Here is a 13,081-nt window from a genome sequence, read left to right as displayed (position 1 = left end):
GCCTATACCCCCTCGGGCCGATCGTCGCCGCGCCCGGGTTGCCTCCCGCCGGGGGCCGGATCGCCGCCGGACTCCGGTGGTGTGTCCGTGTCCCGGTGCAGCGCGGGATCGCCCTCGAAGCCCTCCGCGTCGAGTCTGACGCGGGGCTCCTCCTCGGGGTTGGCGAGCCTGCGCCGGTTGCGGTGCCAGGTCCTGACCGAGTTCCAGGCGATCTCGGCGAGCGGCCGGGCGGACTCGGCGGCCACGATGAGCAGGATGTCCTGGACCGGGTCCCCGCCCATCGACTCGCTCTGAGTGCGCGAGACCCCACGCTCCACCCGAAGCTCGGCCCGCCCCCGCGCCTCGTTCAGCGCGGGCGCGCTCTTCAGCCAGGCGCACAACGCGGCAAGGTCCTCCTTGCGCTTGTGCGTACCGCTGACGGTGATCCGCAACGCCACGGTCGCGTCCCCGTCCGCGTCCCCGTCCTCCGTGGCCTGCCCGCCGACCCGCCCACTGTCCGCCATTCGCCCGCCCCCATCGGCCCCATTGCCGCCCGCAGTTCCGAGCCCCATCGAACAAGCCATTATTTCACGGCAGTTGACACAAGACACTCGTTTGTCCCGCACGGCGAAGGGCGGAGACGAGCCACCATCCGTCGCTCAAGGTGCACTTCCAGCCACCCGTCGCCGATTCAACGACAGGGATTCCCGGATGTCCGACCTTTGCCATACGATCACAATTCACCAATCGACCCAGGGCCGCATGCCTCCCACGCGGCCCCGCTCCGTGCGCGCGAGGAAGTCTTCATGCCGCCCTATCAGCCGTCCTCGGACTGGCAGTACGAGATCCCCACGGCAGGCAGCAAGCGGCTCCCGCCCGCCGCCCGTTACGTCGAATCGCTGACTCACCAGGGGTACGGATTCGAGGCGGCCATCGCCGACCTGGTCGACAACTCGATCGACGCGGGCGCCCGCAACGTCGTCATCAGCTTCCTCCGCGACGAGGACCGGCTCGTCGGCCTGCTCGTCGTCGACGACGGCTCCGGCATGAACGACGAGGCGCTCGACACCGCGATGACGGTCGGCGGCCGGCAGGAGTACGGGGACAACGCGCTCGGCCACTTCGGCGCGGGCCTCAAGGCCGCCTCCCTCTCGCACGCCGACTCGCTCACCGTGATCAGCCGCACCAAGCGCAGCCCGTCGGCCGGCCGCCGCTGGCTGACCGCCCGCGCCCGCGCCGACTTCACGTGCGACATCGTCGACCCCGGCTACTGCCAGGACCTCGTCGACCGGTACGACGGCCTGATCGAGTGGCACGGCACGATCGTCCGCTGGGACCGGGTCCGCGCCTTCGAGACGGTCACCACCGGCCAGGCCGACCGTTTCCTCAACGACGCGATCGAGAAGCTGGAGACCCATCTCGGACTCCACCTCCACCGCTTCCTCGCCCGCGAGGACTTCAACGTCGACATCGTCGTCGAGGACGTACGGACCACGGACGAACTGGACCACCGGGGGGTCGAGCCGATCGACCCGTTCGGCTACCGCGTCCCAGGCCGGCCCGGCTACCCCCGTACGTACACCGCTCCCGTCGAGGGCGCCGGCGAGGTGGCGCTGACCGCGCACATCTGGCCGCCGAAGTCCCCGCTGGTCAGCTACCGGGGCATCGGCCCGCTCGCCGAACGCCAGGGCTTCTACGTCTACCGCAACGACCGGCTCGTCCAGGCGGGCGGCTGGAACAGCACCCGCAGCGCCGAGGGACACCTCGCCCTGGCCCGTATCGCCGTCGATCTGCCGACCGAGCCGAACGACGTCTTCAGCCTCACCGTCAAGAAGGACGGGGTGACGGTCACCCCCGCCTTCGCGCGCGGCCTCGAACAGGCCGTCGACGGGACGGGCCGGAGCTTCGCCACGTACCTCCAGGAGGCGGAGACGACGTACCGGGAAGCGGCCCGGCGCGCCACGGAGCCGCAGCGCAAGGCGGTCCTCCCGGCCGGCAAGGGCCTGGATCCCCGGCTGAGGCGCACGCTGCGCGACGAGCTGCCGGAGCTGGAGGGCGAGGACCCGATCACGTTCCGCTGGGACGCGCTGCCCCCGGACGTGTTCTTCGAACTCGACCGCGAGAAGCGGGAGGTCAGGCTCAACAAGGAGTACCGGCAGGTGTTCAACGGCGGGCGGCGCGGCGGCCTGAACGACGCCCCGGTGGTGAAGAGCATGCTCTATCTGATGGTCAACGAGATCTTCCAGAAGGAGCGGGTCCGGGCCGTCCACACCGACAACGTGGCCCTGTGGAACAGCGTCCTGGTGACGGCCGCGCGCTGCGAACTCGCGCGCTGACCCGTCGCGTCCGGCCGTCCCCACCCGAGGAAGCGTCCCCACCATGACCGACCACCTGTTCAACCTGCACGGCGATGTCCTGGGCGCGATGCGCCGGGGCCCCAAGCACTTCGCCAAGCTGGCGTTCGTCCTCGCCGAGGCCGACGAACCCGCAGACACGGAGCTGAGCCACTTCAGGGACCGCCTCGTCGGCGCGGGCCCCGGCGACGAGCTCACCGCGCTCTGGCACCGCACCCTGACCGGCTGGGACCTGGCGGAACACGCCGACTGGTCGGCCTCCCCGGCCCGGACCGACGAGCGCCGCGCGGACACGTACACCCGGCTCGGCTTCGGCGCCGACCTGCGCAAGGCACTCGACCACGCGGTCCCGGTCTTCAAGGAGCCCGGCCCGACCGTCATCAGCACGACCCCCACGTCCTGGTACTCCCGCGACACCGCTGCCGCCCGTTCCTTCTACTGGGACACGTACGAGCAACTGCTTCGCCGCAAGGGCTGGCCGGACGCGGCGGTCGCCGGCCTGGACGAGGCGAGCCACGCCGTGGTCGAGCGCCTCGCCGACCCCACGCGCACCGACGCGTACGGCGCCCGCGGTCTGGTCGTCGGCTACGTGCAGTCGGGCAAGACCGCCAACTTCACCGGCGTCACGGCGAAGGCCATCGACGCGGGCTACCGCCTGGTCATCGTTCTCGGCGGCACCCTGAACCTGCTCCGCGGCCAGACCCAGCGCCGCCTGGACATGGAGCTGATCGGCCGGGAGAACATCCTGCGCGGCGCCGACCCCGCGGACACGGACGCCCTGATCGGCGTCGACTACCAGGACGACGAGGACTGGCCGGACAAGTTCGTCAGCCACGACGGTCGCCCGTCCACGCGGGGGTCCTTCGACATCGAGCGCCTCACCACGCGCGACGACGACTACAAGAGCCTGGCGACCGGAATCCGGGCCCTGGAGTTCGACAAGCAGAACCGCACGCAGCCGCTGTACGCGCCCGACAACCTGCACCGGGCGGCCGCCCGCGTGATGGTCGTCAAGAAGAACAAGTCCGTGCTGGCCAAGCTCATCACGGACCTCAAGAAGATCGGCCCGATGATCCTCTCCGAGATCCCGGCGCTGATCATCGACGACGAGTCCGACCAGGCCTCGGTCAACACGACGGACCCGAAGAAGTGGGAGGAGGGCAAGGTCGCCCGTACGGCCATCAACGGCCAGATCTCCCAGCTGCTCGGCCTGCTCCCCCGCGCCCAGTACGTCGGCTACACGGCGACCCCCTTCGCCAACGTCTTCGTCGACCCGGGCGACGGCGAGGACATCTTCCCGCGCGACTTCCTGATCTCGCTGCCGCGCCCGACCGGCTACATGGGCGTGCAGGACTTCCACGACCTGGACCGGACCGACGACTCCACCACCGGCCCCGCCGAGGAGTCCCACATCCGGGGCATCCGCGACGACGCCAGGGGCGACCGCCTCCAGGAAGCACTGGACGCCTTCCTCCTCACCGGAGCCCTGAAGTTGTACCGCGCGGCCAACGGCGTCCCCGAAGGCCCGTTCCGCCACCACACGATGCTGGTCCACGAGTCCGTACGCATGGCCGAGCACGCGGCCCTCGCCCTGCGCATCAGCACGCTGTGGCACAAGGCGGCCTACACCGGCCAGGAGGGCCACGACCGCCTCGCCGCCCTCCTCGCCTCCGACTTCCAACGCTTCGCCGCCGACGAACTGCCCACCCCCACGACATACGAGGAACTGAAACCGCACGTCTTCCGGGCCCGCCAGCTGATCAACTCCGGCGGCACCCCGGTGCTCGTCGTCAACGGCGACACCGAACGCGACTACGCCCAGCCCGACCTCGACTTCGACCGCACCCCGCACGTATGGAAGATCCTGGTCGGCGGCACGAAGCTGTCCCGGGGCTTCACAGTCGAGGGCCTGACGGTGACGTACTACCGCCGCAGGACCCAGCAGGCGGACACCCTGATGCAGATGGGCCGCTGGTTCGGCTTCCGCCCCGGCTACCGCGACCTGGTCCGGCTCTACATCGGCCGCGAGGAACCGATGGGCCGGACAAAGACGGTCGACCTGTACGAGGCGTTCGAGGCGATCTGCCGCGACGAGGAAACGTTCCGCGCCCAGCTCACCCGCTACGCCACCCTGATCGACGGCAAGCCCCAGGTAACCCCCGCCCAGATCCCGCCCCTGGTCTCCCAGCACCTCTCCTGGATCAAGCCGTCCGCCCGCAACAAGATGTTCAACGCGGAACTGGTGGAGATCCGCTCCCCCGGCGAATGGGTCGAACCGACGGCCTACCCGACGGTCCCCGCGGACCTGAGGCACAACGCGGAGGTGTGGCGGCCGGTGCTGGATGTCCTCGACCCCACACCCGTCACCATGGCCCACGGCCACCGTGACACCTTCGAGGCTCTGCACGGCACCCTCGACCACGAAGCCCTGCTCAAGGTCCTGTGCGATCTGCGGTGGTCCGCCCCCTCCCAGTTCTCGCCGCACCTGGAATCCCTCCTCACGGCCGGGGAACACGGTCCGGGTATCGACGACTGGCTGGTGATCACTCCGCAACAGACGTCGTCCCGTCGCGTCGCGGCCACGCTCCTCGGCTCCCGTCCCCTTTCCCTGGCACACCGCGTACGGCGTCGGGGCGACCTCTTCGGTGCCATCAGCGAACCGAAGCACCGTGGAACCGCGCTGCGGATCGCTCGCGCGAGGGACACGGAGAAGGGAACGGGGAACGAGATCGTGGAATCGCTCGTACGCGATCGACGCGGCGTGCTCGTCCTGTACCCCGTGGTGGAGGACAGGGCACCCCGTATCTCCGCCGCCGGAGCGATCGACCCCGAGCACCTCGTCATGGCCTTCTCCCTGGTCGCTCCGAGGTCGTCGACCGGCCCGCAGAGGAGTCTGGTGCGCTTCCGGACCGTCGACTCGACCCGAAGAGATTCCGCGATCATCGAACGCGGGACGGGCGGGGCGTAGGAGACTGGTGGTGATGAGCACGGCCAAACCTTCGTCCCCCGGCGTCTCCGCCCGGATGAGCCGCCAGGCGAGCCGCGACACCGCGCCCGAGGTCGCGGTGCGGAAGCTGCTGCACGCGGCGGGCTATCGCTTCCGGGTCAACGCGCGGGTGCCGGACATGCCCCGGCGGACCATGGACATCGCGTTCACCCGGGCCAAGGTGGCCGTGATGATCGACGGTTGCTTCTGGCACGGCTGCCCCGTGCACGCGACGCAGCCGAAGTCGAACGCCCAGTGGTGGCGGGACAAGCTCGACCGGAACATGGCGCGGGACCTGGAGACGACCGAGCATCTGACGGCGGCGGGCTGGACGGTGCTCCGATTCTGGGAGCACGAGCCTCCGTCCGGTGCCGCCGAGAAGGTGGCGACGGTCGTCGAGCGAGAACGACAGGCGCGGCAGACACGACACAAGGGTGGGGACCTATGAGCAAACTGCGATTCGTCGACGTGTGTGCGGGCGCGGGCGGATTGGCGCTGGGGCTGGAGGCAGCGGGCTTCGACCCCGTACTGCTTCTCGACCGGAAGGCGTTGGCCTGCGAGACCCTTCGTATGAATCGGCCGACGTGGAACGTCCAGGAGATGGACCTGCTGGACTTCGTCCCGGACGAGCATCAGCTGACCTACGACGTCGATCTGCTGTCGGCCGGACTGCCGCGCGTGAAGTCCAGCGCGACCGTGGCGAGGGCGGAGACGGAGGAGGAGCTGCGCCTGCTGGAGGCCGCGGTACTGCTCGCCCACTCCATCCAGCCGCGGGCCCTGCTCATCGAGAACGTGCCCGGCCTGGTCGATTCCCCGTCCTTCGAGACCATCCGGGAATTCATCCGCAAGGAACTGGAACACCTCGGGTACCGGTTCCGCTGGTTCGTCCTGAACGCGGCCGACTTCGGCGTGCCGCAGGACCGCAAGCAGGGCGTGCTCGTCGCGCTCAAGGAGCCGTACTTCGACGCGTTCCACCCGCCGACACCCACGGTCGACAGTCATGTCCCGGTCGGCAGCGCGCTGCACCGTTCCATGGCCGCTCGTGGTTGGTCCGGCGCGGACGCGTGGGCGGCACAGGCGCTGAGCGTCGCTCCCACCCTGGTGGGGGGATCGGACAAGCGGGGAGGCGCGGATCTGGGGCCCACGGGTACGAAGAAGGCCTGGGCCCGTATGGGGGTCAACGGTGGGGCGCTGGCCGACGAGGTACCCGGACCGGACGACGATGCCACAGGAATGATCAAGCTCACGGTCGAGCAGGCGGCCCTTCTGCAGGCGTTTCCCCCGAAATGGGAATTCGCCGGAAAGAAGACCGCGCGCTACCGGCAGATCGGCCACGCCTCTCCGCCACCCGTCGGGAACGCGCTGGGGCGGGCCATCGCGGCCGCCCTGGCCCCATGATCTCGACGGACAGCCAAACGTGAAGCACTGGGAAGAGTGATCTTGAACGCCGGCTACACTTTCACACCATGACCCGCCCAGCACACCCCTCACTTCCGCCTGCGAAATTCGGGATCGTCGATCTCTTCGCCGGGCCCGGTGGTCTCGACATCGCCGCCACGATCATGGAGGGCGAGGATGTGGCGAGCATCGGCGTCGAGTGGGACGACGCCACGCGCCGGACACGTGACGCGGCCGGTCTGCTGACCACCGAGATCAAGGACGTCGCCGCGCTGGGCCCGTGCCACCCCTCGGTCGTCGAGGCGACGGTGCTCACCGGCGGGCCGCCCTGCCAGTCCTTCTCCGTCGCGGGCAGCCGGAAGGGTCACGAGGCACTGGACGAAGTACTGAGCCTGGCCACGCGGTTGGCCGGCCACGAGGACTTCGCTTCTTTCGAGGCGGAGTGGAAAGCGGTCAAGGCCGAGACCGACCTCATGTCGGACGAGCGCACAGGGTTCGTGCTCCAGCCCCTGCGCTGGATCATGGAGGCCAAGCTCAAGCGCGGCCGACCGTACGAAGTGGTCGTTCTGGAGCAGGTACCCACCGTCCTGCCGGTGTGGAAGCACTACGTCGAGATCCTCAAGCGGACCGGATACGCGGCCGACGCCCTCGTCCTGCGCTCCGAAGAATTCGGTGTGCCGCAGGCCCGTCGACGGGCTGTACTGATCGCGCAGTACGACCCTGGGAACGAGCACCGGAAGGTGTGGTTCCCGGAGGCGACCCACCAGCGGTATGTGAAGGGCGCCCAGAGGCTGACGCCAACAGAAGGCCAGGAGGACGGCCATGACCTCACCCCCCAGGACAACGCTCTGTTCCAGGTCCGGACCGGCCCGCAAGTGGCCAAGTCCGTCAAGGCATGGGTGTCTATGGGAGACGCCCTCAAGGCGACACGTCCCGACGACTTCGTCATGGTCTCCAACTACGGCTCCGGCGGCGACCCCAAGAACCGAGGACTGCGCACCTCCGACGAACCTGCGCCGACGATCACCGGCAAGGTGCGACGCAACCGTCTCTATCTACTCAAGGGCGAGACGGGTGCGAAGGAGGTCGGTGAGGAACTGGAACGGCTGTCGTTCGAAGAGGCCGGGCTCCTCCAGTCCTTCCCCGCCGCGTACCCCTGGCGGTCCACCGATGTGGCCCAGCAGATCGGCAACGCCATCCCGCCCCGCCTCTCCCTCCACATCCTGAGCATGGCTCTCCTGCGCAAGGAGCCCAAGACGGACTGGTACGGCCAGCTCAAGAACTGGAAGCCGGAGGCCCCGTCCCCGGTCGAGGACCAGGCCGACAACTCCTGAGACCTTCGGCCCGTCCGTGTCAGGTCTCGTCGACGGTGGCCTTGCCGCGTACGGGGGCCTCGACGAAGAGGCTCGCGAACAGGTCGGCGAGTGCGGCCACGGACGCCTCGGGTGCTTTCTCCTCGGCGGGACCTTCCGGGAGCGTCCTGCGCGGCACGGCTGCCGCCCACTCGCCCGCCTCGATCCATGCCCGTAGCGGCCAGCCGTCCCGATCGGCGTCCGGGGCGATGAGGTCGTACATGAGTGTGGCCGCAGACGCGTTGATCGCCTTCCCCAACGCGTTGATCTCCCGCCCCGTCCCCACTGTGGCGCGCTCGATCAGGCGCACCATCGCCTGTGCCGTCGGCCGGTGATCGATCACGTCGAGCCTCAGGACGGTGTTGAACACATCCTGGTGCGCACAGACGGTCTCGACCGGTGCGTAGTCGGAACCGTCGCGGAACAGTTCGGCCGCCCACCACAGCCGGGCGAACGCCTGCGTGTACGCCGGTCCGCTGAACCGGGCGGCGGTGGCCTTCGGAAGCTCGCCGTCCTTCTTCGACTCGGACATGTGGCGCCAGACGACGTAGTCGGGGGCCACACCCAGCGCCAGGTAGTTCCAGAACCTCCGGTCGGCGGCCTCGCGACGGCTGAGCCGCAGCGTCGCATGGAGCCGAGGGGCCAGCCAGGCGTCGGCCGCCGTCGGCTTTCCGTCACCGAAGACGTGCATGGCGTCGTCGACCAGATCACGGACCGGCTCCAGCTCGGCACGGCTCGCCTCCGCGTACGGCAGGGGTTCGGTGACCTTGTTGAGCCCGATGGAGGGGACATCCTCCTTGCCGGTGAGCAGTCCTTCACCGATGTACCGCGCCGCGTTGAGATCGGCGAGCAGGGCCAACCGCTCGGGCAGGTAGTTCGGCTTCTCGGTCATGCGTCGGTCCCCCGGTGGATGCGTTCGAGGCCACGGATGGTGGCGGTCAGGGCCCTGGGCACTTCCGCCCTGCACGTCGCCGCGTAGTGGATGCGGGGTTGGAGGTCGGTCCAGCCGTCAGTTCCGGTGCGTCGCCGGTGGACCTCCCGCAGGGATTCCTCAAGGGGGCGGTCGGGCACGACATCGGGCAGCATCTCGCGGAGCACCTCACCCCGCCAGTCGCGCGGGAAGAGCGGCGTTCCGTCGTCCTCGATCTCCAGATCACCGATGGCGGTGTGGAAGACGGCTGTCCACACGTCCGTGCACATCTGCGCGATCAGAAGATCGCGGACCAGATTGTCGACCGAGGTGCCGTTTCCACCGACGAGTTCGGTGATGCCTTCGAAGTCGGTGTTCACGTGTACAGCGGGGAGGTCGCCGGATGTGTCGACGATCCACGGCACCTCCCGGAAGCGGCGCAGCCATTCCGGCCCTTCCCGGAATCCGACCGCATGGACTTCGAGTTCCCGCTCGCGCAGGGGCGCATCGGCCTTCAGGTCGATGATCCAGTCCTTGTCCGAGGTCGCGATCTCCCGTCCCGGCACACCGTCGACCGTGGCGACCACGTGGAGAGACATCGTGGCCCGGTCCAGATGGTCCTCACGCCACAGGTCCAGATGCCCCGTCCACCGACGACCTTCCTCGGTCACCGGCTTCAGGGACGCCGTGATCCTCGTGTTGGTCGCACCCTCGCTCAGCACGGCGACGACCGCCACATCGGACCAGGGGCCGCCGGGCTCGGTCGCCCTGCCGGGCACGGTGGCGGAGAGCTTCAGTCGGGCGCTCTCCCAGTCGTCCCGCCCGGCCACTCCCGGCGCGACCACCTGATCGACGGTCGAGAACGCGCTGGTGTCCAACGGTTCCCGGATCTCGCCCGGCCCACGCAGTTCGACAGCCTCGACCCGGAGCGACACGACACCGGGAAGTCGCTTGTACGGATAGACCCTCATGCCTGGCCCCCCTTGTCGGTACGCAGCTCCACGACGAGTCCGCTGAACACGGCCCGTACCGGATGGGTGGATACGTCGGTGGTTCCCCGGAAGGTCGCGCTGCGTGCGCCGGGCGCGATGTGGATCGCCCCGTCGATCACCTCGCAGTTGTGTACGGCGACGAGTTCGGACCAGCCCAGAACCGGTCGCGGCCCGGAGCGCACTTCCAGCTTCGCCACCGGGACGGGGCGCCAGGAGTCTCCTCCGAGAGGAACCTTGATCTCCCCCGTGACGCACCACGCGCCGTCGCCGTCGATCTGCGCGTCGAGCTCCTCCAGTGTCGGCGGACCCGCCGCCGACACGGGCCGGGCGGCCTTGCGGCCTCCCACGGCGAGCCGTTTGCGCAGCCTCTCCGAACCGCCCTTGCGCTTCTTGGTGGGAAGCGCAACCAGATCGCGCACGGCCTTGTTCGTCTCGGTGGTGAGAGCGCCAATGCGTCGGTACGCGGACGGCGAGTAAAGCATCCGCAGCTCTTCCGTCTGTCCCCACTTGTCGTGCTCGGGCGGTTCCGCGGCACGAAGGAACGCCTCCGCCTCGTCCGCGAAGGGCGCGTCGTCGCCCGCCGCCCGGCCCGCGAGCAGCACGGCCTGGAAGAGATTCGTTCCTACCGGCAGGTTGGGCACCCACCCGATCCTGACCGTCATGCGGTTGCCCCGCATGGTCGTCACCCGGTTCGACTTCCCGTCGCCGTCCTCGGCCTCGGTCACCAGAACGACGGCCCGGTGCTCCCCGTCGCTCCGTCCCCCGCGCCCCGGCACCACCAGGGGCACGGTGGTCATGGCCACCTGTCCGGACTCCGTCATCCGCTCCACGGTCGTGCCGTCCAGGAACGCCTGCAGCGCACGGGTCCGCGAAGGTTGGGTGTCACGGGGGTCGACGCGTGTCTCCGCGATGATCTCCTCCCCGTTGCGGAGCGTCCGGACGGAGGCCTCCAGCAACGGTCGCCCGGCTTCTCCACCGGTCATGGCCGCCCAGAAGTTCCGGCCGAGTGCCGCCCGGAGACGGTGGTGCATTCGATGCACGCTGTCGCTGTCCTCGACGTCGCTGTTCTCTGTTTCCTCGGCGAGGCTCGCCACGTCGTGGGCCCCGACGATCAGGAACGACGTGCCGGGTTCGGTGCTCTCCCTGGAGAGATGGAGCCGCTCGGCTCCGCCCTCGTCGGCCCACCATGAACGGGCGACGTTCGCATCGTCGGCGTCGGGATCGGGTCGACCGAACCAGGCCGGGCCGGCCCAGGGTGTTCCGTCGACCTCGCGCCAGGGCAGATCGAGTCGGCCGATGAGCCGCCGCTCGGTACGTCCCTCGTGCGGTTCCGACAGGGTGGAGTTCATGAGCACCAGGCCGAGTCGGCTGGTCGCCCAGAGCGTCGCCTTGCCCAGTCCGTACGAGCCACCGGCACCGCGCACGGACTTGTGGCTGTCGAGCTGACGACGCACGACTGCGGCGAAGCGTCCGGTCTCGTAGTCGTCGCCGGTCAGACCGGAGGCGTTGTAGTCGTCGATACGCAGGAGAACCAGTCGGTCGCGCTCGTGCATGTCACGCAGCCCGGCGGCGATCGTCCGGCCGACCTTCTGGTCCTGTGCGGAAGCCGCCCGGTAGTGCGGAAGGAGGTCGTCCCAGCGAATCTCGTCCTTGAACCGGGCCAGGGACTCTCCGGTCAGTTCGTGCAGCGTGTAGCGCACCCGCACGGGCCGGTCGAGATCCAGGCGTTCGTCCAAGCTGTTCTGGGTGGCCTCGCGGGCCAGCACTCCGACATCGGCCCGGAACGCGAAGGCCGCCGCGTTGCCGAACTCGCGTCCCCCGTCCGCGTATCCGGGACGGTGGTACCAGGAGACCGGCAGGCCGGCCAGGGTGTCGGTGGTGCGGGTGTGGATCGTCCCCAGGTCCGTCCCCAGCGCTTCGGCGATCTTGGCGATCGTCTCCTCGCGGGGAGTCGCCCGCCCGGTGATCCAGGCCGAGACGGCCGCTCGGGTCAGTCCGATCTCCTGAGCGAGATCGGCCTGGCTCATGTTCGACTGCTTCAGCTGTCGTGCGAGCCAGGGACCGAAGTCCATGCCGGTGTCCAACGTCACCACTCCTCAGCTCCTGCGCTGCCCAGGGAACCAACCGTACACCCTCATTTGACAACGACACGCGGGCGACAATCTTGTTTGACATCACTCGCGAGGCCCAGGAAGGTTCTCACCGCCCCATCGTTCAAATGCACCGATGCGTCACGTAGTCGAACTAATGCAAGGAATGCACCCCGAGGCCGATATGCGTCTCACGCCCGAAACGCACCACTCCTGATGCGCGACAAACGTACGACGAACACTCTTGCGGTAGACGGGAATAGCCCTGTAGCGTCGATGCGGGCGAAGCCTTGCCAGCCTCGATCGGCACCGAAAAGGCAGGTGCCTATTTTTGCGTACCCGGACACCAAAATCATGTCCGATCCGTAATTTCGGCCGAATCTTCGAAAACCCTTGCTCGATTCGGTGGAACGGGGTTTGATTCACGCAACATCCGCCACGGCGACGGCAACACCCTTCAACCGTTCGGCAGTTCCATAACCCCATTCCTTCGTTCCGCAGAATTCACGCCTCTCTCCTCTCGTGTGTATTCAGCCTCTCTGCACGTGCGCCATCTTCGATACCGTCCGACTTCGATCACGTACAAAGAAAAAAGAACCACGAGAGCAGGGGTAAAACAGCCATGTCCGAGGAAGAAATCCACCTTCTCAGCACGTACGAATCCATTCAGGACCCGCAGCTCCGGTCCGACTTCCTCGATGCCATCGGCACGACGCGCCCCCGCATCGAGCACCTTCGGCGCCTCCGTGACGCCGAGGCCGCCCGTAACGCGGCGAAGGACGCCCAGGAGTCGGAGTCGAACGGCTCCTCGACGCACGAACGCCGTCGGCAGTCGCGGCGTCGCCTTCGCCGCACGCCCCGTCACTCCGAGGTGAACGTCACCCGCCCGCCGAACAAGGGCGATATCCGGCGCATGCCCCCGCGTCGGCGTCGGCGCATCGTGCTCGTCATCATCATCGAACTGGACTGACCGAACACACCGTCGGACTCCGCGTCTATCGTTCATCTGACGGCCGGCCG

At 68.6% G+C, this 13,081-nt stretch carries 10 protein-coding genes; 6 read left to right on the top strand and 4 right to left on the bottom strand.

Annotated features, from left to right (window positions below):
- Nucleotides 1-2 precede the first annotated feature (2 nt).
- Nucleotides 3-503 (bottom strand): hypothetical protein, encoded by a 501-nt coding sequence (locus tag OG413_RS17015; protein WP_266806483.1) that lies wholly within the window; start codon nt 501-503, stop codon nt 3-5.
- 282 nt (nt 504-785) lie between these two features.
- On the opposite strand from OG413_RS17015, the gene OG413_RS17010 reads away from it, so the two are divergent.
- The 5 genes from OG413_RS17010 (at nt 786) to OG413_RS16990 (ending at nt 8,051) form a co-directional block, all read left to right on the top strand.
- Nucleotides 786-2,315 carry an ATP-binding protein gene (locus tag OG413_RS17010; protein ID WP_266806481.1) on the top strand — a complete coding sequence of 510 codons (1,530 nt, stop codon included), beginning with the start codon at nt 786-788 and terminating at the stop codon, nt 2,313-2,315.
- 43 nt (nt 2,316-2,358) lie between these two features.
- On the top strand, nt 2,359-5,301 hold the full coding sequence (locus OG413_RS17005; RefSeq protein ID WP_266806480.1) for a Z1 domain-containing protein: 2,943 nt from the start codon (nt 2,359-2,361) through the stop codon (nt 5,299-5,301).
- Between the two features lie 13 nt (nt 5,302-5,314).
- Nucleotides 5,315-5,767, top strand: coding sequence for a very short patch repair endonuclease (locus tag OG413_RS17000; RefSeq protein WP_266806479.1), 453 nt, complete (start codon nt 5,315-5,317; stop codon nt 5,765-5,767).
- Nucleotides 5,764-6,717: a DNA cytosine methyltransferase gene (locus OG413_RS16995; protein ID WP_266806477.1), complete on the top strand. Its 954-nt coding sequence runs from the start codon at nt 5,764-5,766 to the stop codon at nt 6,715-6,717. Before OG413_RS17000 ends, OG413_RS16995 begins: the two co-directional genes overlap by 4 nt.
- 68 nt (nt 6,718-6,785) lie before the next feature.
- Nucleotides 6,786-8,051 carry a DNA cytosine methyltransferase gene (locus OG413_RS16990; RefSeq protein WP_266806475.1) on the top strand — a complete coding sequence of 422 codons (1,266 nt, stop codon included), beginning with the start codon at nt 6,786-6,788 and terminating at the stop codon, nt 8,049-8,051.
- Between the two features lie 19 nt (nt 8,052-8,070).
- Here OG413_RS16990 and OG413_RS16985 read toward each other — a convergent pair whose 3' ends face one another.
- From OG413_RS16985 to OG413_RS16975, 3 genes are read right to left on the bottom strand one after another with little or no spacing between them, the layout of a single operon-like run.
- Nucleotides 8,071-8,961: a DUF6339 family protein gene (locus OG413_RS16985; RefSeq protein WP_266806473.1), complete on the bottom strand. Its 891-nt coding sequence runs from the start codon at nt 8,959-8,961 to the stop codon at nt 8,071-8,073.
- Nucleotides 8,958-9,950: a hypothetical protein gene (locus OG413_RS16980; protein ID WP_266806472.1), complete on the bottom strand. Its 993-nt coding sequence runs from the start codon at nt 9,948-9,950 to the stop codon at nt 8,958-8,960. The genes OG413_RS16985 and OG413_RS16980 overlap by 4 nt, the downstream gene beginning before the upstream one ends.
- Nucleotides 9,947-12,043, bottom strand: a complete 2,097-nt coding sequence (locus tag OG413_RS16975; RefSeq protein ID WP_266810202.1) for a helix-turn-helix transcriptional regulator — start codon at nt 12,041-12,043, stop codon at nt 9,947-9,949. Before OG413_RS16975 ends, OG413_RS16980 begins: the two co-directional genes overlap by 4 nt.
- Nucleotides 12,044-12,683: 640 nt before the next feature.
- Here OG413_RS16975 and OG413_RS16970 point away from each other — a divergent pair.
- Nucleotides 12,684-13,031 (top strand): hypothetical protein, encoded by a 348-nt coding sequence (locus OG413_RS16970; protein WP_266806471.1) that lies wholly within the window; start codon nt 12,684-12,686, stop codon nt 13,029-13,031.
- Nucleotides 13,032-13,081 lie beyond the last annotated feature (50 nt).

The sequence above is a fragment of the Streptomyces sp. NBC_01433 genome, assembly GCF_026340105.1.
Lineage (GTDB): Bacteria > Actinomycetota > Actinomycetes > Streptomycetales > Streptomycetaceae > Streptomyces.
This window is presented reverse-complemented; position numbering and strand designations above follow the sequence as displayed.